Raw genomic sequence first — 18,457 nt, 5'->3', positions numbered from 1 at the left:
TGAAGCTCCTCGGTGTCGGACTCTCATTCTTCCACGTCCGCCCAGGACGACGCCGAGGTGGGGGCGACGGTTCCGTCACACCCACCTCGGCGAATCGAGGGTCGACGTCCCCGCAGGGACGTCTCGTCTCATGTCATGCGGCTGAGGGTCTCAGATGTTGAAGCCGAGCGCGCGCATCTGCTCACGGCCGTCGTCGGTGATCTTCTCGGGACCCCATGGCGGCATCCAGACCCAGTTGACGCGGTAGGCCGGGACGATGCCGTCGAGGCACTGCGCCGTCTGGTCCTCGATCACATCGGTGAGCGGGCACGCGGCCGAGGTCAGCGTCATCTCGATGACCGCGGTGCCGTCGTCCTCGACGCTGACGCCGTAGACGAGTCCGAGGTCGACGATGTTGATCCCGAGTTCCGGGTCGACGACATCCATCAGCGCCTCGATCACCTCGTCGACGCTCGCATTGCTGGGTGAGTCAATGACTTCGGGCATTACTTCTCCTCAAGGGACGATTGCGCTTGGCCCAGGGCATCCTTGAACGCCATCCAGGCCAGCAGAGCGCATTTGATTCTGGCCGGGAACTTCGACACTCCCGTGAACGCGGCGGCGTCACCGAGTGCTTCCTCATCCGGTTCCATGGTGCCACGTGAGTGCATGAGCTCGTGGAACTTCGCCTCGATCTCGAGCATCTGCTCCGGCGTCGACTCGGCTGCCAGCTCCGAGAGCACGGAGGCCGACGCCATCGAGATCGAACAGCCGTCACCCGTCCACCGCACGATCAGCCCGTCGGAACCGAGCTCCGTCTCGAGCTCGATCTCATCACCGCAGGTGGGGTTGACCTGGTGCGAATAGCCGTGGGGGCCGTCCGCCGCATCGCGGCGCAGCGCACTGTTGCCGATCCGCGACCGCGAGTGATCGAGGATGACCTGCTGGTAGAGCTGCTGCATCTGAGTGCTCATGCGGTGACCTCCCCGACGCCGAAGAACGGGCGGACCTCGGCCAGGGCGGACAGGAACCGCCGGCAGTCCTCGACGTCGTTGTACAGGTACGTGCTCGCCCGCGTCGAGGCAGTGACCCCGAAGCGGCGGTGCAGGGGCTGGGCGCAGTGGTGTCCGACCCGCACGGCCACGCCCTGGGAGTCGAGGTACTGGCCGACGTCATGGGCGTGGACGCCCTCGACGTCGAAGGCCACGGACCCGATCCGGTTCTCGGCGCTGCCGAGGACGCGGATGCCGGGGATCTCGGCGATTCCGTCGAGCAGGATCCGCACGAGCTCCCGTTCGTGGTCGAGGACGTTGTCCAGACCCACCTCGGCGAGGTATCCGAGTGCGGTGGCGAACGCGGCCACCTCCGCGACGGGCTGGGTGCCGGCCTCGAACCGCTGCGGAGCCGGCATGAACGCCGACTCCTCCATGCTCACCGTGGTGATCATGGATCCCCCGGTGAGCACCGGGGGCAGAGCGTTGAGCAGCTCGGTCTTGCCCCACAGCACGCCGAGGCCGGTCGGGCCGAGCGCCTTATGTGCGGAGAACGCGGCGAAGTCGACGTCGAGTGCCGGGAAGTCCACCGGCATGTGCGGCACCGACTGGCAGGCGTCGAGGACGACGAAGGCGCCGACCTCACGGGCCCGGGCGACCAGGGTCTCGACCGGGTTGATCGTCCCGAGCACGTTCGACACATGGGTGAAGGCGAGCACCTTCGTCGTGGAGTCGACGATCGAGTTCAGCTCCGTGAGATCGAGCTCGCCGCCATCGGTGACCGGCAGCCAGCGCAGCTCGGCCCCGGTCGCCTGGGCCAGCTGCTGCCAGGGCACGAGATTCGCGTGGTGCTCCATCTCGGTGACGACGATCGAATCACCGGGACCGAGAGCGAATCGCCCGGCCTCCGGCCCGCCGAAGCCGCGGCCGGCCCGGTCGAAGCCAAGCGCCACGATGTTGAGCGCCTCGGTGGCGTTCTTCGTCCAGCACACCTGTTCCGGCGCACCTCCGACGAGGTCCGCCACTGCCTCACGCCCGGCCTCGAACGCGTCGGTGGCCATCACGGCCAGCGAATGGGCACCGCGGTGCACGGCCGCGTTCCGCTGGGAGTAGTACTCCGTGAATGTGTCGATGACACACTGCGGCTTCTGCGACGTCGCTCCCGAGTCCAGGTAGCTCAGAGGCGACTCCCCGATCCTGGAGTCCAGGATCGGGAAGTCGTTGCGAAGTCTGGCGAACATCAGACCGCGGCTTGCAGGAACCGGTCGTAGCCTTCGGCCTCGAGACGATCGGCCAGTTCCGGTCCGCCCTCTTCGACGACCTTGCCCTTGATGATCACGTGCACGTGGTCGGGCTTGATGTAGCGCAGGATGCGCGTGTAGTGGGTGATGAGGAGGATGCCGACGTCGGTGGCGTCCTTGGCCCGGTTGACGCCCTCGGACACGATGCGCAGGGCATCGACGTCGAGGCCGGAGTCCGTCTCGTCGAGGACGGCGAACTTGGGGCTGAGCATCTCCATCTGGAGGATCTCGTGGCGCTTCTTCTCGCCGCCGGAGAATCCCTCGTTGACGTTGCGCGAGGCGAACTCGGGGTCCACGCGGAGGTTCTCCATCGCGGACTTGAGGTCCTTGGTCCAGTTGCGCAGCTTCGGAGCCTCGCCGTCGATCGCGGTCTTGGCCGAGCGGAGGAAGTTCGTCACGGTCACGCCGGGAACCTCGACCGGGTACTGCATGGCCAGGAACAGACCAGCCTTGGCCCGCTCGTCGACGCTCATCTCGAGCACGTCCTCACCGTCGAGGGTGACGGACCCGCTGGTGACTTCGTACTTCGGGTGACCGGCCAGGGCGTAGGCCAGGGTCGACTTGCCGGAGCCGTTGGGGCCCATGATGGCGTGGGTCTCGTTGGAGTTGAGCTCCAGGTTGATCCCGTTGAGGATCGGCTTCGCACCGGCGTCGGTGTTGACGCTGACGTGCAGATCGGTGATTGTCAGTGTGGACATGATGATCCTTAGCTGTAGTTTCGTAGTCAGTCGAGACTGAGGTCAGTTGAGCATGCAGCTCAGTTGAGCACGGTGCTCGGGTCGAGAAGGATGCGGCCCGCGATTTCCTTGCACGCGTAGACCGAGACCGGTTCGAAGGCCGGAGGGCTCAGCGGCCGGCCGGAGCTGAGGTCGAACTGGGAGCCATGCAGCCAGCATTCGATGGCGCACCCCTCCACTTCACCCTCGGCCAGCGACACCTCGCCGTGCGTGCACAGATCGTCGATGGCATGGACGGTTCCGTCGGAGTCGCGGGCGATGCAGATCTCGTGGTTGTCCACTTCGATCCGCAGCGTGCCCCCGGCTGCGACGTCAGCGCTGGCCGCCACGTCGATCATGGTCACAGAACGCTCCGCGAGAGCTCGTCCTCGATCCGGTCGTTGAGGGTCGTCTCGATCTCCGGGACCTGGATCTTCTGGATGACTTCGTTGAAGAACCCGCGCACCACCAGCTGCCTGGCGACGTCCTCGGGGATGCCGCGGCTCATCAGGTAGAACAGGTGCTCTTCGTCGAAGCGCCCCGTCGAGGAGGCGTGTCCGGCGCCGGCGATGTCACCGGTTTCGATCTCGAGGTTGGGCACCGAATCCGCGCGCGCCCCATCGGTGAGGATGAGGTTGCGGTTGAGCTCGTAGGTGTCGATTCCCAGGGCCTCGGGGCGGATGAGCACATCGCCGATCCACACGCTGCGCGCGTCCTTGCCCTGCAGAGCGCCCTTGTACATGACGTTCGAGGTGGCCTTCGCGGAGTTGTGGTCGATGTAGGTGCGGTGTTCGAGGTGCTGCCCGGCGTCGGCGAAGTAGAGTCCGAGCAGTTCGGCCTCTCCCCCGTTCGCGGAGTAGCGGACGTTCGCGTTCAGGCGCACGATGTCACCGCCGAGGCTGATGACGATGTGCTTGAGCTTCGCGTCCTTGCCCACGATCGCGTCGTGCTGGCCCAGGTGCTGGGACTCGTCGTCCCACAGCTGCAACGACACGAAGGTGACATCGGCGCCGTCCCCGACGACCAGCGAGACCAGCTCGGAGTACCGGGCCAGCCCCTCGTGCTCGACGACGATGGTGACCTTCGAGTTGGCCCCGACCGAGATCACGGTGTGACCGTGGACCAGGTCGTTGCCGGTGCCGTCGGCGTGGATGATGGCGGCGCCTTCGACCTCGGTCTCGGCGGGAACCGAGTAGTGGGTGACGGTCTTCGCGCGGTTGGCGGCGACGACCGCGGCCCGGTCCTCGGGTTCGAGGATGCCCAGCTCCTGGGCGGCGGACAGGCTGATCTCCTCGACGTTGAGGCCGGCGGGCAGGTCGCCGCTGACGCTCAGACGTCCGGTGGAATCGGCGTCGGCGAAGTAGTCGGCGAGTCGGCGGACCGGCGAGAAGCGCCATTCCTCCTCACGTCCGGTGGGGACGGGGAAGTCGGCGACGTCGAAGCTGCGGGTGCGGGCGTCGCGCTTGGAATCGGGTACCTGAACCCCAGAGCCATGAGAGTGCTCGTCGAGGCCCAGCGGATTGGTGGTGTCAGTCACTTAAGCTCCTTGTCGGGTCGTAGGCCGGATCAGCCCACGGCCCCTTCCATCTGCAGTTCGATGAGGCGGTTGAGTTCGAGGGCGTATTCCATCGGCAGTTCGCGGGCGATCGGCTCGACGAAACCGCGCACGATCATCGCCATCGCCTCGGTCTCTTCGAGGCCGCGGCTCATGAGGTAGAACAGCTGATCCTCACTCACCTTCGACACGGTGGCCTCGTGGCCCAGCGTCACATCGTCCTCACGGATGTCGATGTAGGGGTAGGTGTCGGAGCGCGAGATGTTGTCGACGAGCAGCGCGTCGCAGAGGACGTTGTTCGACGAGCCCTCGGCTCCCGGGTGGACGTGGACGAGGCCGCGGTAACCGGCCCGCCCGCCGCCGCGGGCGACCGACTTCGACACGATCGAGGACTGCGTGTGCGGGGCGGCGTGAACCATCTTGGCACCGGTGTCCTGGTGCTGGCCCTCACCGGCGAACGCCACCGACAGGGTCTCGCCCTTGGCGTGCTCACCGGTCAGCCAGATGGCCGGGTACTTCATCGTGACCTTGGAGCCGATGTTGCCGTCGACCCATTCCATGGTCGCGCCCTCTTCGGCGATCGCGCGCTTGGTGACGAGGTTGTAGACGTTGTTCGACCAGTTCTGGATGGTCGTGTAGCGGACGCGGGCGTCCTTCTTCGCGATGATCTCCACGACCGCCGAGTGCAGCGAATCCGTCTTGTAGATCGGGGCGGTGCAGCCCTCCACGTAGTGGATGTAGGAGCCCTCGTCGGCGATGATCAGCGTCCGCTCGAACTGACCCATGTTCTCGGTGTTGATGCGGAAGTAGGCCTGCAGCGGGATCTCGACGTGAACGCCCTTGGGGACGTAGATGAACGAGCCGCCCGACCACACCGCAGTGTTGAGGGCCGAGAACTTGTTGTCACCGGAGGGGATGACGGAGCCGAAGTACTCTTCGAAGATCTCCGGGTGCTCCTTGAGGCCGGTGTCGGTGTCGAGGAAGATGACGCCCTGCTTCTCCAGCTCCTCGTTGATCTTGTGGTAGACGACCTCGGACTCGTACTGCGCGGCGACGCCGGCGACGAGTCGCTGCTTCTCCGCTTCGGGGATCCCGAGGCGGTCGTAGGTGTTCTTGATGTCCTCGGGCAGATCCTCCCAGGAGGTGGCCTGACCCTCGGTCGACCGCACGAAGTACTTGATGTCGTCGAAGTTGATGCCGGTCAGATCCGCGCCCCAGCTGGGCATCGGCTTCTTCTCGAAGAGCTTGAGAGCCTTGAGGCGGCGCTGCAGCATCCAGTCCGGCTCTTCCTTGAGGGCCGAGATGTTGCGCACCACATCTTCGGACAGACCTCGGACGGCAAGCTCGCCCGCGTCGTTCTTGTCGTGCCAACCGTAAGCGTACTGTCCGAGGTCTTTGAGCTCGGGGTTCGCCTCGATGATCGGATTACTGGTGTCAGTCATCGTGAACCTCCTTGAGGTCGATCGTTGCTGTGGATTAGGGGACGGGTGAGTTCCGAAGTCGGAATATGGGTGGTGCAGACGTGGTCTCCGTGCGCCAGGGATGACAGACGACGGACGTCGACTCCCAGGTACTCCGAGAACATCGCGAGCTCTGCTTCGCAGATCTCGGGGAACTCGGCGGCGACCGCTTGGATCGGGCAGTGCCCTTGGCACAGCTGCATCGCCTCGAGCGGGGTTCCGGCTGCCACCGGCGTCGCCGAGGCGGCGTACCCCTCCCGCGTCAGTGCCGCAGCCAGGGCCCGGGACCGGGAGGCCACGGTGGTGCCTCCCCGGCGGTCGAGTTCCGGTCCCATTCGGTCGCGGAGCTTCGCGACCAGGTCCTCGCTGAAGTCGGCGATGGCCTCCTCCCCGACCTTCCTCTGCATGAAGCGGAGGATGTCGAGAGCCAGACGGTCGTAGGATCGGCTGAGCTCCCCGTGCCCGCGGGGGGTGACCACGTAATGCCTGGCAGGTCGACCCCGGCCTGCCTGCTTGCCGGCGAGTTCACGGACCTCGACGAGGTCCTCGCTCTCCAGCGCGTCCAGGTGGCGACGGATCGCCGCCGGGGTCAGGTCAAGGCCCTTGGCCAGCGCCGAGGCGGTGATGGGTCCATCGTCGAGCACAGAGCGGAAGACCTTCTGCCGCGTGCGGCTGTCTTCCGTGTCGTTCGTCGCCATTTCCCACCTCCTTGACTAACACAACAATATTGTTGCGTAAATTGTTTCGTAAAACCAGGTAAGCCTAACTCCGGGCCCGTTTCGACGGCGCGTAGAATGATGGCGTGTCACAACCGGCCCTCTCCATTCGCAGACTCCGCTACTCCTATGGCGCTCACGAGGTCGTCGACGGAATCGATCTGCAGGCGGACGTCGGCTCCATCCTCGCGGTGCTCGGACCCAACGGAGCCGGGAAGTCCACGACGATCTCCCTGGCGGTGGGCACCCGCGCCCCGGATGCCGGTGAGGTCCGGATCTTCGGTCTCGACCCCTGGCGCGACCATGAGCGCACCTCGGTGCTCACCGGCGTCATGCTCCAGGACGGCGGACTGCCGATGAGCTCCAAGCCCCTGCAGGTCCTGGGACACCTCGGCTCTCTCTATCCCGACCCGGTGCCGGTCGAGGAGCTGGCCGGTCCCCTCGGGATCGGCGACTTCGCCAACCGCACGATCCGCCGGCTCTCCGGCGGTCAGCGACAGCGGGTGGCCCTGGCCGCCGCTCTGATCGGCCGGCCCCGTCTCGTGTTCCTCGACGAACCCTGCGCGGGCCTCGACCCCCAGTCCCGTGCAGTCGTCCACGACTTCATCCGCGACCTGCGCGGTCAGGGGGTGGCGGTGGTGCTCACGACCCATGACCTCGCCGAGGCGGAGGAGCTCGCCGATGAGGTCGTCGTCATCGACCGCGGCCGCATCATCGCCCACGGCGCTCCCGAGCAGCTGCGCAACTCCTCGCCCGAGAACCGTCGACTCGTCATCGGCCTCGCTCCCCCGGGCCCGTACCCGGACCTGGTCACGGCCCTGAATGCCATCGCCCCCACCTCGGCGGGCGATTCCTCCGTCGTCGTCGCGGGCACGCTGACGAGCGCGCAGATCGCCGACCTGTGCCAGGCGATCGCCGCCGCGGGCCAGTCCATCACCGACATCCAGATGCAGGCACAGTCGCTGTCGGATGTGTTCTTCGAACTCACAGGGAGGCCGCTGCGATGACCGGAGCCCGAACGAGCGCGACAGGATCGAACGCTCCCGGCGCCAATGCGACCGGGTCGACCGGGGCCGGCGCCGCCCGCTCACCGCGGGACATGCGGATGCGCCGCGTGCTCGCGCAGACTCGGTTCGAGACCCTGGCCGTGCTGCGCAACGGAGAGCAGCTCCTGCTCTCGCTCATCCTCCCGCTCGGGATGCTTGTCTTCCTCGCCCGGACCCCGCTGCTCGAGGCCCTCGAGATGATCCCGCCGGGCACCGACCCGCTCACCCTCGCCCTGCCGGCGGCGCTGAGCCTGTGCCTGGCCTCGACCGCGTTCACCGGCCAGGCGATCGCGACGGCGTTCGACCGACGCTACGGAGTGCTGCGGCAGCTGGCGACGACGCCCCTGGGCACCACCGGACTGATCCTCGGCAAGCTCGGCGCAGTGATCGCGGTGGTCCTCATCCAGTTCGCCCTGGCCTTCGCCATCGCGGGCGTGCTCGGCTTCGACTGGCACATCGATGTGCCCGCCCTGATCCTGACCACCCTCCTCGGCACCGCCGCCCTCCTGTCCCTGGGCCTGCTGATGGCGGGCACGATGCGCGCCGAGGCGGTCCTGGCCGGAGCCAACCTCATCTGGGTGCTCATGGCTGGAGCCGGCGGGCTCGTGCTCGCCCACCCGGGCGAATGGGGCACCGTGGTCGCCTACCTGCCCTCCGGAGCGCTCGGTGACGCGATGCGCGCAGCCGTGGCTTCAGGCACAACCGACGTCAAAGCACTCATCGTCCTCCTGGTGTGGGCGCTGGCGGGAACGCTGGCCGCACGCAGGTGGTTCCGATTCGAATGAGGAGAACAGTGGTCCCCACCAAGATCCGCGTCGCCGCCTGGGCGATGCTCATCGCCCAGGCCGGCATCATCTTCACCGGCGGCATCGTCCGGCTCACCGGGTCCGGCCTCGGGTGCTCGGACTGGCCGAAGTGCACACCCGACTCGCTCGTGGCCACCCAGGAGATGGGCATCCACGGCGCGATCGAATTCGGCAACCGCCTCCTCGCCGTCGCCCTCGCCCTCCTCGGCGTGGCCATCCTGTGCCTGCTGTGGCGCCACCGGAAGGAGCGCAAGGACCTGTTCTGGCTCAACATCGGTCTCACCGCGATCGTCCCGGTGCAGGCGGTGGTCGGCGGGATCACCGTCTGGACGAAGCTCAACCCGTGGGTCGTGGCCGGTCACTTCGTGCCTTCGGCGATCGCCGTGGGCGTCGCCGCGTATTTCGTCCGCCGCACCTACGACACGGGCGTGCGCACGGAGGAGAAGGCACCCGCACCGCTGCCGGCACTCGGGTGGACCATCCTCGGCCTCACTGCCGCGATCGTCTTCTTCGGCGTGCTCACCACCGGCGCCGGCCCCCACTCGGGTTCGACGATGTCGACGCGCAATGGGCTCGACAACGTCCTCATCACCCGCGCCCACGCCCTTCCGGTGTGGCTGCTCGTGATCACGACCGTGGTTGCCCTCGTGGTCTCTGCGCGGAAGAAGTGGCAGCCGATGGTGCGGCCCCTGCAGGTGCTCCTCGTCGTCGAGATCTGCCAGGGCCTCATCGGCTATGTGCAGTACTTCCTCGGGGTGCCGATCGTGCTCGTGGCATTCCATATGATCGGCCTCTCGGCTACCATCGCAGCAAGCGTCGCCGTCGCCGACAGCGCGTACCCGAGGAGCACCCATGCCGACACCGATCGTCCCCTGCCTGTGGTTCGATGACTGCGCCGAGGAGGCCATGGAGTTCTACTGCTCCGTGTTCCCCGACTCCCGCATAGTCTCGATCGAGAAGTACCCCGACGCCTCCCTCGACGAGCATTTCGAGGGCATGGAGGGCAAAGTCCTGTCCGGCGTCTTCGAACTCGACGGCAACCGCTTCATCTGTCTCGACGGCGGTCCCGTCTTCACCTTCAACGAGGCGATCTCCCTGACCGTGGAATGCGCCGACCAGGCCGAGATCGACCGTTACTGGACGGCACTGTCGGCCTCACCCGAGCACGAACAGTGCGGCTGGCTCAAGGACAGGTATGGGGTCAGCTGGCAGATCGTGCCGCGCAACCTCGGCGAGTTGATGACCGGTGAGGGCCAGATCAAGGCTCTGATGGGAATGAAGAAGATCGTCATCGACGACCTCGTCACCGCCGGCTGAGGCGCGGGCGCGGGGTCCTGGTGCCGCCAGCTGAGGCCCGTGGTGCGGGGTCCTGGTGCCGCCGTGGCGCGCGGTGCTGGTGCCGGGCGCTGACGCCACGACGCTGCTGCTGAGACAGAGCTGCCGACAAAGAGAAGTAGGAATGCGTGGAACAGATTCCGTGCATTCCTACTTCTTCTTGTGCTTCTCGCCGACTCGGAGCGGCTGGGAGAGTCAGCGCCTCACCAGAAGCCGGGAATCAGCTGGTCGACGAAGGGGTCGATCGCGACCGCGAGGAACAGCACCGACAGGTACGTGATCGATCCGTGGAAGACGCGCATCGCCCGCAGCGAGGTGCCGTCGAGGCCCTTCTTCGCCCGAGACACCAGCGCATAGCACGAGAACAGGAACCAGGCGCCGGCGACGATCGCGGTGATCGAGTAGACAGGACCCATCGGGGCGACCGGGATGAGCGCAAGAGAGCACAGGATCATCGCCCACGTGTAGAGGATCATCTGGCGACCCACCGAGGTCGGCGGCACCTTCGAGGGCAGCATCGGCACGTCGGCGGCGTCGTAGTCGGCCTTGTACTTGATGGCCAGTGGCCAGTAGTGCGGCGGAGTCCAGAAGAAGATGACGAGGAACAGCAGCACCGCCTCCCACGACAGCGTGCCGGTCACCGCCGACCAGCCGATGAGCACGGGCATGCACCCCGCGGCTCCGCCCCAGACGATGTTCTGAGTGGTGCGGCGCTTGAGCACGAGGGTGTAGAAGACCGCATAGAGCAGGATGGCGCAGGCGGTGAGACCGGCGGCCACCCAGTTGGTGAACCCGCCGAGCCAGAAGATCGAGCCGATGCCGAGGCTGAACGCGAAGATCAGAGCCGCCCGGGGGCTGATCTCCCCGGTGACGAGCGGACGGTGCTTCGTCCGCTCCATTTTCGCGTCGATGTCGCGATCGACATAGCAGTTGAACACCGATGCGGAGGCCGCAGCCGCGGCGCCGCCGATGAGCGTGTTGATGACGAGCCAGATGTTCGGCATGCCCTGGGCTGCGAGGAACATCACGGGCGCGGTGGTGACCAGCAGGAGCTCGATCACGCGCGGCTTCGTCAGAGCGATGTAGGCTCCGATGATCGACCGGGGTCGCTTGGAGTGTCTCTCTTCGTCGATTGTCCTCTGCAGAGGTCGTTCACTCTGCGTGCCGGGGGTCTGACGAAGTTCGCTCACGGACTCGATTCTACCCTCTGTCGAAGTTTTTGCCAGTCGGCGCACGGTCGTGTTCGCGGTCGGGCACGGTAGAGTTTGAGTGCAAGCTTCGCAGAGCAGAAGACCCGAACGAAGGACCGCCACGCCTCATGAAATCCCTGTCCTGGACAGAACTCGACGACCGCGCCGTCGACACCGCCCGCCTCCTCGCCGCTGATGCCGTCCAGAAGGCTGGTCACGGACATCCCGGAACAGCGATGAGCCTGGCTCCGGTCGCCTACTACCTCTACCAGCACGGGCTCAACCACGACCCCTCCGACCCCCAGTGGCTCGGCCGCGACCGTTTCGTCCTCTCCTGCGGACACAGCTCGCTGACCCAGTACGTGCAGCTCTACCTCGCCGGCTTCGGACTCGAGATCGAGGACCTCAAGGCGCTGCGCACGTGGGGCTCCCTGACCCCGGGCCACCCGGAGGTCGGTCACACCGCGGGCGTCGAAATCACCACCGGCCCACTCGGGTCGGGACTCGCCTCGGCGGTCGGCATGGCGATGGCCGCCCGTCGCGAACGCGGGCTCTTCGACCCCGACGCGGCGCCGGGCTCCTCGCCGTTCGACCACCAGATCGTCGTGCTCGCCTCCGACGGCGACCTCGAGGAGGGCGTCTCCGGTGAGGCCTCCTCCCTCGCCGGCACCCAGGAGCTCGGGAACCTGACGGTGATCTGGGATGACAACCGGATCTCCATCGAGGACGACACCTCGATCGCCTTCGCCGAGGATGTCGCCGCCCGCTACGCCGCCTACGGCTGGCATGTCCAGCACGTCGACTTCACCGCCGGCGATGAGTACACCGAGGACATCGACGCTCTCCACGCCGCCGTCCAAGCCTCGCGGCAGGATCCGCGCCCCTCGTTCATCCGCCTGTCGACGATCATCGCGTGGCCGGCCCCCAACGCCCGCAACACCGGCGCCGCCCATGGCGCCGCCCTCGGTGACGACGAGGTGCGGGCGACCAAGGAGCTGCTCGGCTTCGACCCGGAGCAGACCTTCGCCGTATCCGACGAGGTGCTCGAGCACACCCGCGCCGTCCGCGACCGCGGTGCCGCCGCGCACGCCGAATGGGACAAGTCGTACCAGTCCTGGAGGGACGCCAACCCGGAGCGCGTCGAGCTCTTCGACCGGCTCGCCCTGCGTGAGCTCCCGGCCGGTCTCGACGACCTTCTCCCGACCTTCGAGGCCGGAGGGAAGGGCATTGCGACCCGCGCCGCCTCGGGCCAGGTCCTCAACGCCATCGCTGCGGCGATGCCCGAGCTGTGGGGCGGATCCGCCGACCTCGCGGGATCGAACAACACTCTGATCAAGGGCGAGCCGAGCTTCCTGCCTGCCCACCGCTCCTCGTCGACGTTCGCGGGGAACGAGTACGGCCGCAACATCCATTTCGGCGTCCGCGAATTCTCCGCCGGCCTGATCTGCAACGGCATCGCCCTGCACGGGAACACCCGCCCCTACAACGGCACCTTCCTCGTCTTCAGCGACTATCAGCGTCCGGCCGTGCGCCTGGCCGCCCTCCAGCAGCTCCCGACCCTGTTCGTGTGGACCCACGACTCGATCGGACTCGGCGAGGACGGACCGACGCACCAGCCGATCGAGCACCTGTCCGCCCTGCGCGCGATCCCGGGCCTCGACGTCGTCAGGCCGGCGGATGCCAATGAGACCGCCGTCGTGTGGCGGAAGATCCTCGACCGCACCGACGGGCCCAGCGGGCTGGCGCTGACCCGGCAGGCCGTCCCGGTCCTCGACCGGGAGAAGTACGCCCCGGCCTCCGTCGCCGCGCGCGGCGGCTACGTCCTCTTCGACACGGCAGAGGACCCCGAGGTGGCCATCATCGCCACCGGATCCGAAGTCGCGATCGCCCTGGACGCAGCCGAGGAGCTCCAGGCCGGCGGGACCGCCGCCCGGGTCATCTCCATGCCGTGCCAGGAATGGTTCGACGCCCAGCCGGCCGAGTACCGGGACACCGTGCTCCCCCGCGGGCTCCGGGCCCGGGTGAGCGTGGAGGCCGCCTCGGCGATGAGCTGGCACAAGTACCTCGGGGACGCCGGCCGCGCCGTGTCGATCGAGCACTTCGGCGCCTCGGCGGACTATGTGACCCTGTACGAGAAGTTCGGGATCACTCCGGCCGCGGTCGTCGCCGCGGCGAAGGAGTCGATCTCCGACGCAGCCGACGTGAAAGTAGGAGTATGAGCAGCAGACTGCAGCAGCTGAGCGACCGGGGGATCTCGATCTGGCTCGACGATCTCTCCCGCACACGCCTGGAATCGGGCGGATTGGCCGCGATGATCGAGAAGTCCCACGTCACCGGTGTGACGACGAACCCGACGATCTTCGCCAAGGCGATCGCCGGGGACGGCTACACCGACACCCTCCACGAGCTCAGTGCTCGGGGCGCATCGGTCGACGAGGCCATCGAGGAGTTGACGACGGCGGACGTGGCCGACGCCGCCCGCCTGTTCCGTGACGTCCATGAGGCGACGAACGGCGTCGACGGTCGGGTGTCCATCGAGGTCGCTCCCCCGCTCGCCCACGATGCGGCCGGAACCGCCGCCAGCGCGAAGGTGCTGTGGGAGAAGGTCGGGGAGCCGAACGCGATGATCAAGATCCCCGCCACCGAGGCGGGCCTGTCCGCGATCGCCGAGACCATCGGGGCCGGCATCAGCGTCAACGTCACCCTGGTGTTCTCCCTCACCCGCTACCGGCACGTCGTCGAGGCGTACCTGCAGGGGCTCGAGAAGGCCCGCGCCGCCGGACACGACCTCAGCCGGATCCAGTCGGTGGCCTCGGTGTTCGTCTCCCGCCTCGACGCGGAGATCGACGCCCGCCTCGACGCCCTCGACGATCCGGCCGCCGCGCGGCTCAAGGGCAAGGCGGGAATCGCCAACTGCGTGCTCGCCCACGAGATCCACTCCCAGTTGTTCTCCTCGGAGCGCTTCAAGGTCCTCGAACTCGCCGGTGCCGCTCCGCAGCGGCTACTGTGGGCGTCGACGGGGGTGAAGAACCCGGACTACCCGGACACGCTCTACGTGTCCTCGCTGGTCGCCCCGAACACCGTGAATACGATGCCCGAGGCCACCCTCGAGGCCTTCGCCGACCACGGAGAGGTCGACAGGGAGATCTCGACCGAGGACTACCGGGCCGCGGATGAGGTGTTCGACTCGCTCGCACGCCTCGGCATCGACTACGCCGAGGTGATGGAGCTGCTCGAGGCCCAGGGACTGGAGAAGTTCGACGACAGCTGGAGCGAACTCCAGGCGACCGTGGCCAAGGCACTGGAGGCCTCATGAGGCTGCAGCTGAGCGTTCCCGTCCAGGAGGAGTTCGATGCGGAGCTGCGGCGTCTCCTCGACGCCGGTCTGCCCTCGAAGCTGGCCGCGGCGGACGCGTCCGTCTGGCCGGCCGAGTCCGAGGCCGCTGACCGACTCGGCTGGGTCGACCTGCCGCTGCGCTCCGAGGACCTCATCGCACGGATCGAGACGCTGCGTGAGGAGCTGCGGGCTCAGGGTCTGCGCTCGATCACCTTGACCGGAATGGGCGGGTCCTCCCTGGCCCCGGAGGTGATGGCAGAGTCCGCCGACGTCACTCTCGAGATCGTCGACTCGACCGACCCCAACCAGGTCATCGAGGCCATCGGCACCGACCTCGCCCACACCGTGCTCATCGTCGCGTCGAAGTCCGGCACGACGATCGAGACGGACGCGATCCGCCGCGCCTTCGCCGATGCCTTCACCACGGCGGGGATCGATCCCGCCGGGCGGATGATCGCGATCACCGACCCGGGCACCGAGCTCGATCGGCTCGCCGTCGAGGAGGGCTTCCTCGCGACGTTCCACGCCGATGAGACCGTCGGCGGCCGCTTCAGCGCGCTGTCCGCGTTCGGCCTGGTGCCGGCCGGGCTGGCCGGTGTCGACATCCGCTCCATCGTCGCTCAGGCCGCCGAGGCGCTGCCCGGGCTGGCCTCGGACAGCGCGGACAATCCTGCGCTGCGCTTCGGCACCTGGCTGTCCATCGCCCATGCGCGGGCCACCGAGAAGCTCGTGCTCGCTGAGACCTCACCGGCGCTGGCGGGTCTGAGCAAGTGGATCGAGCAGCTCGTCGCCGAATCCCTCGGCAAGGACGGCCAGGGGATCCTGCCCGTCGTCGTCGCTGGGACGGGCGATGTCGGCTTCGCCGACGCCCGTGCCGACGCAGTGCTGTGCGCGCTCGGGCCGGCCGTGGAGTTCGGAGCCCCTTCGGGTTTCAACGCGGTCATCGACGGCAGCCTCGGCGAGATGTTCCTGTTCTGGGAGTTCGCCACCGCGATCGCCGGTTACAGCATCGGGGTCGACCCGTTCGACCAGCCCGATGTCGAGGCGGCGAAGGCACATGCCCGCACCGTCCTCGAGGGCAGCGGCGGAACCGACGACGAGGAACCGGCGTTCCGTGAGGGGCAGGTCCAGGTCTTCGGTGACGTGGGCGAGGCCACCGACCTCGTCTCAGCGCTCGAATCGCTCTTCGGCGAGGTCGACGAGTACGGTTACGTCGGCGTGCAGGCGTTCCTCGACCGGATCGCCGAGGCCCACGCCGAGGAGCTGCGCCCGCTCGTCTCCCGCCATTCGGGAGTGCAGACGACCTTCGGCTTCGGGCCCCGGTATCTGCATTCGACCGGCCAGTACCACAAGGGCGGGCATCCGAACGGGGTGTACCTCCAGATCACGGCTGATCCCCGGACGGAGCTGCTGGTTCCCGGTCGTTCCTACGGCTTCAGCGTCCTGCAGCGGGCTCAGGCTCTCGGCGATGCCGCTGCGCTGAGGGAGAAGTGCCGGCGGGTGCTGCGGGTCCATCTTCTCGATCGGACCAAGGGTCTCGAGCAGCTGCGCGACGCCATCGCTGCGATCGAGCCCCGCCACCACTACGGCGTCGACTGAGCGCGCCGACGCAGAGAAGGGCCCCTCCCGGTTGCGGGAGGGGCCCTTCTCTGCGTGTTCGGAGACCCGGGTGTGCGGGAATCCGAACCGGTTCGGTCTCAGGAGTTGAAGCGGGTGAGGACTCCGAGCAGGACGATGCTGGCACCCCAGATGACGGCCATCAGCGTGGTGAACCGGTTGAGGTTGCGCTCCGCGACTCCCGAGGAGCCCAGTGAGGAGGACATCCCGCCGCCGAACATGTCCGACATTCCGCCGCCCTTGCCCTTGTGCATGAGGATGAGGAGAGTCAGGAAGATGCTCGTGATGACGAGCACCACGATGAGAATGATGTTGAGGATTTCCACGTCGAGTTCAACCTATGTTTCGTCAGAGGATTTGCTGGCAGTCTACTTGCCGACGGCAGCCTTGCACAAAGCGGCGAAGTCCGGGCCGCTGAGGCTGGCCCCGCCGACGAGGGCCCCGTCGACGTCGGGCGACGCGACGATCTCCGCGACGTTGTCGGCCTTGACCGATCCGCCGTAGAGGATGCGGGTGGTTGCGGCCAGACCCTCGCCGAAGCGCTCACCGAGCCGCTTCCTGATCGCCGCCGCCATCTCGGCGGCGTCCGCGGCCGTCGCCGTCTCCCCCGTGCCGATGGCCCAGACGGGTTCGTAGGCGATGACGAGACCGTCGAGGTCCGTCGCCTCGAATCCGGCCAGTGATTCCTCCAGCTGGTTCAGGGTGAAGTCGATGTGGGACTTCTCCTGTCGCTCGGCCAGGGATTCGCCCACGCACAGGATGGGAGTGAGGTCATGGCCGAGGGCGGCTCTGACCTTCGCCGCCACGACCTCGTTGGTCTCGTGGTTGTCGGCGCGCCGCTCGCTGTGGCCGACCACGGCATAGGTGCAGCCGAGCCGGGACAGGAAGCTCGCGGCGATCTCACCCGTGTGGGCGCCGGGCTCGTGCCGGGACACGTCCTGAGCTCCGTAGTGCAGCCACAGCTTGTCGCCCTGGATCAGCGTCTGCACCGATCGCAGGTCGGTGAAGGGCGGGATGACGACGACCTCACAGGACGTCTCGTCGAGTTTGGCGTCCTCAAGCGCCCACGCCAGCTTCTGCACGGTGGCGATGGCCTCGAGGTGGTCGTGGTTCATCTTCCAGTTGCCGGCCAGCAGCAGGGTGCGTTCGCTCATCGTCGTCCTCTTCCTCATCCCAGTGCCACGAGTCCGGGCAGCGTCTTGCCCTCCAGATACTCCAGGCTGGCGCCGCCGCCGGTGGAGATGTGCCCGAAGTCCTCGTCGGCGAATCCGAGCGTCCGCACGGCTGCGGCGGAGTCGCCGCCGCCGACCACGGTCAGCCGCTCGGGATCGCCGGTCGAGGTCAGCGCCTCGGCGACGGTCTTGGTGCCGGACGCGAAGGCGGGGAACTCGAACACACCCATCGGTCCGTTCCAGAACACGGTCGCAGACCCGGCGATCACCTCGGCGTAGGCGGCGGCGGTGTCCGGGCCGATGTCGAGACCGAGCGCGGCGCTGCCGGCCGGAGTCGATTCGAGGGCGTCGACGGGGCGCACCCAGTGATCGGCGTCGGCGGAGAACGAGGCGGCCATGACGATGTCGGTGGGCAGGTGGATCGTCGCACCGCCGTTTCGGGACCGTTCCAGGTAGCCCTTGACGTCATCGACCCGGTCCCTCTCGACGAGGCTGGAGCCGATGTCGTGGCCGAGGGCGGAGAGGAAGGTGAAGACCATTCCCCCGCCGATGAGCAGGTGGTCGGCACGGTCGATGAGGTTGTCGATGACGCCGAGCTTGTCGGACACCTTCGACCCGCCGAGGACGACGCTGAAGGGCCGCTGCGGGGAGTTGAGCAGGCGATCGCTGACTTCGACCTCCGTGCGCACGAGCGAACCGGCATAGTGAGGCAGCAGGGAGGCGATGTCGTAGACCGAGGCCTGCTTGCGGTGGACGACGCCGAAACCGTCGGAGACGAACACCTCGGCCAGCGCGGCGAGTTCGGCGGCGAAGGCTGCGCGCTCGGAGTCGTCCTTCGAGGTCTCACCGGGGTTGAACCGCAGGTTCTCCAGCAGCATGACTTGCCCGTCGCTCAGCGCTGCGGCCTTCGCCTCGGCGTCGTCACCGACCGTGTCGGTGGCGAAGACGACGTCGCGGCCGATCGCGGAGGCGAGTTCGGCGGCGACGGGCGCCAACGAGTACTGCGGGTCCGGCTCGCCCTTCGGGCGGCCCAGATGGGACATGACGATGACGCGGGCGCCGGCTTCGGCGAGTTCCCGGATGGTGCCCGCCGAAGCCAGGATCCGACCCCTGTCCGTGATCGTGGTCCCGTCCATGGGGACGTTGAGGTCGCTGCGGACCAGGACCGTGCGGTGGGCGAATTCCTGGGGGTCGGAATATGTCCTCATGGGGGCCTTTCGACAGTGGATCGGGTAC

The 18,457-nt window shown here is 67.4% G+C and carries 19 protein-coding genes; 7 read left to right on the top strand and 12 right to left on the bottom strand.

The window, feature by feature from the left end:
- Nucleotides 1-150 precede the first annotated feature (150 nt).
- The 8 genes from RIT73_RS01100 to RIT73_RS01065 are packed head-to-tail and all read right to left on the bottom strand — an operon-like array spanning nucleotide 151 to nucleotide 6,701.
- Entirely contained in the window at nucleotides 151-486 is a 336-nt protein-coding gene (locus RIT73_RS01100; RefSeq protein ID WP_309130202.1) for a metal-sulfur cluster assembly factor, read from the bottom strand.
- A complete protein-coding gene (gene sufU / locus RIT73_RS01095) occupies nucleotides 486-953 on the bottom strand; it encodes a Fe-S cluster assembly sulfur transfer protein SufU (RefSeq protein ID WP_309130201.1) in 468 nt (155 codons plus the stop codon). Before sufU ends, RIT73_RS01100 begins: the two co-directional genes overlap by 1 nt.
- Nucleotides 950-2,212 (bottom strand): SufS family cysteine desulfurase, encoded by a 1,263-nt coding sequence (locus tag RIT73_RS01090; RefSeq protein ID WP_309130200.1) that lies wholly within the window; start codon nucleotides 2,210-2,212, stop codon nucleotides 950-952. The genes sufU and RIT73_RS01090 overlap by 4 nt, the downstream gene beginning before the upstream one ends.
- On the bottom strand, nucleotides 2,212-2,970 hold the full coding sequence (gene sufC / locus RIT73_RS01085; RefSeq protein ID WP_309130199.1) for a Fe-S cluster assembly ATPase SufC: 759 nt from the start codon (nucleotides 2,968-2,970) through the stop codon (nucleotides 2,212-2,214). The genes RIT73_RS01090 and sufC overlap by 1 nt, the downstream gene beginning before the upstream one ends.
- 59 nt (nucleotides 2,971-3,029) lie before the next feature.
- Nucleotides 3,030-3,353, bottom strand: coding sequence for a non-heme iron oxygenase ferredoxin subunit (locus tag RIT73_RS01080; protein ID WP_375294957.1), 324 nt, complete (start codon nucleotides 3,351-3,353; stop codon nucleotides 3,030-3,032).
- Nucleotides 3,350-4,525: a Fe-S cluster assembly protein SufD gene (sufD, locus tag RIT73_RS01075; protein ID WP_309130198.1), complete on the bottom strand. Its 1,176-nt coding sequence runs from the start codon at nucleotides 4,523-4,525 to the stop codon at nucleotides 3,350-3,352. The genes RIT73_RS01080 and sufD overlap by 4 nt, the downstream gene beginning before the upstream one ends.
- A 29-nt stretch (nucleotides 4,526-4,554) precedes the next feature.
- Nucleotides 4,555-5,985 carry a Fe-S cluster assembly protein SufB gene (sufB, locus tag RIT73_RS01070; RefSeq protein WP_309130197.1) on the bottom strand — a complete coding sequence of 477 codons (1,431 nt, stop codon included), beginning with the start codon at nucleotides 5,983-5,985 and terminating at the stop codon, nucleotides 4,555-4,557.
- Nucleotides 5,982-6,701 (bottom strand): helix-turn-helix domain-containing protein, encoded by a 720-nt coding sequence (locus tag RIT73_RS01065; protein WP_309130196.1) that lies wholly within the window; start codon nucleotides 6,699-6,701, stop codon nucleotides 5,982-5,984. Before RIT73_RS01065 ends, sufB begins: the two co-directional genes overlap by 4 nt.
- Before the next feature lie 104 nt (nucleotides 6,702-6,805).
- Between RIT73_RS01065 and RIT73_RS01060 the strand changes: the two genes are divergently transcribed.
- The 4 genes from RIT73_RS01060 to RIT73_RS01045 are packed head-to-tail and all read left to right on the top strand — an operon-like array spanning nucleotide 6,806 to nucleotide 9,888.
- Entirely contained in the window at nucleotides 6,806-7,726 is a 921-nt protein-coding gene (locus RIT73_RS01060) for an ABC transporter ATP-binding protein (protein WP_309130195.1), read from the top strand.
- Nucleotides 7,723-8,550: an ABC transporter permease gene (locus RIT73_RS01055; protein ID WP_309130194.1), complete on the top strand. Its 828-nt coding sequence runs from the start codon at nucleotides 7,723-7,725 to the stop codon at nucleotides 8,548-8,550. The genes RIT73_RS01060 and RIT73_RS01055 overlap by 4 nt, the downstream gene beginning before the upstream one ends.
- Before the next feature lie 8 nt (nucleotides 8,551-8,558).
- On the top strand, nucleotides 8,559-9,461 hold the full coding sequence (locus tag RIT73_RS01050) for a COX15/CtaA family protein (RefSeq protein WP_309130193.1): 903 nt from the start codon (nucleotides 8,559-8,561) through the stop codon (nucleotides 9,459-9,461).
- Nucleotides 9,424-9,888 (top strand): VOC family protein, encoded by a 465-nt coding sequence (locus RIT73_RS01045; RefSeq protein WP_309130192.1) that lies wholly within the window; start codon nucleotides 9,424-9,426, stop codon nucleotides 9,886-9,888. The genes RIT73_RS01050 and RIT73_RS01045 overlap by 38 nt, the downstream gene beginning before the upstream one ends.
- Nucleotides 9,889-10,109: 221 nt before the next feature.
- On the opposite strand, the gene RIT73_RS01040 is transcribed toward RIT73_RS01045, so the two are convergent.
- On the bottom strand, nucleotides 10,110-11,096 hold the full coding sequence (locus RIT73_RS01040; protein WP_309130191.1) for a heme o synthase: 987 nt from the start codon (nucleotides 11,094-11,096) through the stop codon (nucleotides 10,110-10,112).
- Nucleotides 11,097-11,224: 128 nt separating this feature from the next.
- On the opposite strand from RIT73_RS01040, the gene tkt reads away from it, so the two are divergent.
- The 3 genes from tkt to RIT73_RS01025 are packed head-to-tail and all read left to right on the top strand — an operon-like array spanning nucleotide 11,225 to nucleotide 16,031.
- Complete coding sequence (tkt, locus tag RIT73_RS01035; RefSeq protein ID WP_309130190.1) at nucleotides 11,225-13,315, top strand: transketolase; 2,091 nt, start codon at nucleotides 11,225-11,227, stop codon at nucleotides 13,313-13,315.
- Nucleotides 13,312-14,412 (top strand): transaldolase, encoded by a 1,101-nt coding sequence (tal, locus tag RIT73_RS01030; protein WP_309130189.1) that lies wholly within the window; start codon nucleotides 13,312-13,314, stop codon nucleotides 14,410-14,412. Before tkt ends, tal begins: the two co-directional genes overlap by 4 nt.
- Nucleotides 14,409-16,031, top strand: coding sequence for a glucose-6-phosphate isomerase (locus RIT73_RS01025; protein ID WP_309130188.1), 1,623 nt, complete (start codon nucleotides 14,409-14,411; stop codon nucleotides 16,029-16,031). Before tal ends, RIT73_RS01025 begins: the two co-directional genes overlap by 4 nt.
- Before the next feature lie 98 nt (nucleotides 16,032-16,129).
- On the opposite strand, the gene secG is transcribed toward RIT73_RS01025, so the two are convergent.
- From secG to RIT73_RS01010, 3 genes are read right to left on the bottom strand one after another with little or no spacing between them, the layout of a single operon-like run.
- Nucleotides 16,130-16,375, bottom strand: coding sequence for a preprotein translocase subunit SecG (gene secG / locus RIT73_RS01020; RefSeq protein ID WP_309130187.1), 246 nt, complete (start codon nucleotides 16,373-16,375; stop codon nucleotides 16,130-16,132).
- Between the two features lie 42 nt (nucleotides 16,376-16,417).
- A complete protein-coding gene (gene tpiA, locus RIT73_RS01015) occupies nucleotides 16,418-17,203 on the bottom strand; it encodes a triose-phosphate isomerase (RefSeq protein WP_309130186.1) in 786 nt (261 codons plus the stop codon).
- Between the two features lie 14 nt (nucleotides 17,204-17,217).
- Nucleotides 17,218-18,429 carry a phosphoglycerate kinase gene (locus RIT73_RS01010; protein ID WP_309130185.1) on the bottom strand — a complete coding sequence of 404 codons (1,212 nt, stop codon included), beginning with the start codon at nucleotides 18,427-18,429 and terminating at the stop codon, nucleotides 17,218-17,220.
- Nucleotides 18,430-18,457 lie beyond the last annotated feature (28 nt).

The organism is Brevibacterium sp. (genome assembly GCF_031179145.1).
In the GTDB taxonomy this organism is placed as follows: Bacteria; Actinomycetota; Actinomycetes; order Actinomycetales; family Brevibacteriaceae; genus Brevibacterium.
Note: the sequence above shows the minus strand (reverse complement) of the source record. Positions and strands in the feature narration are given on the sequence as shown.

Excerpts from the sequence above, each read along its gene's own strand:
- RIT73_RS01100 (WP_309130202.1), bottom strand. The coding sequence starts at position 486 with ATGCCCGAAGTCATTGACTCACCCAGCAATGCGAGCGTCGACGAGGTG.
- sufU (WP_309130201.1), bottom strand. The coding sequence starts at position 953 with ATGAGCACTCAGATGCAGCAGCTCTACCAGCAGGTCATCCTCGATCAC.
- RIT73_RS01090 (WP_309130200.1), bottom strand. The coding sequence starts at position 2,212 with ATGTTCGCCAGACTTCGCAACGACTTCCCGATCCTGGACTCCAGGATC.
- sufC (WP_309130199.1), bottom strand. The coding sequence starts at position 2,970 with ATGTCCACACTGACAATCACCGATCTGCACGTCAGCGTCAACACCGAC.
- sufB (WP_309130197.1), bottom strand. The coding sequence starts at position 5,985 with ATGACTGACACCAGTAATCCGATCATCGAGGCGAACCCCGAGCTCAAA.
- RIT73_RS01065 (WP_309130196.1), bottom strand. The coding sequence starts at position 6,701 with ATGGCGACGAACGACACGGAAGACAGCCGCACGCGGCAGAAGGTCTTC.
- RIT73_RS01055 (WP_309130194.1), top strand. The coding sequence starts at position 7,723 with ATGACCGGAGCCCGAACGAGCGCGACAGGATCGAACGCTCCCGGCGCC.
- RIT73_RS01045 (WP_309130192.1), top strand. The coding sequence starts at position 9,424 with ATGCCGACACCGATCGTCCCCTGCCTGTGGTTCGATGACTGCGCCGAG.
- tkt (WP_309130190.1), top strand. The coding sequence starts at position 11,225 with ATGAAATCCCTGTCCTGGACAGAACTCGACGACCGCGCCGTCGACACC.
- tal (WP_309130189.1), top strand. The coding sequence starts at position 13,312 with ATGAGCAGCAGACTGCAGCAGCTGAGCGACCGGGGGATCTCGATCTGG.
- RIT73_RS01025 (WP_309130188.1), top strand. The coding sequence starts at position 14,409 with ATGAGGCTGCAGCTGAGCGTTCCCGTCCAGGAGGAGTTCGATGCGGAG.
- tpiA (WP_309130186.1), bottom strand. The coding sequence starts at position 17,203 with ATGAGCGAACGCACCCTGCTGCTGGCCGGCAACTGGAAGATGAACCAC.
- RIT73_RS01010 (WP_309130185.1), bottom strand. The coding sequence starts at position 18,429 with ATGAGGACATATTCCGACCCCCAGGAATTCGCCCACCGCACGGTCCTG.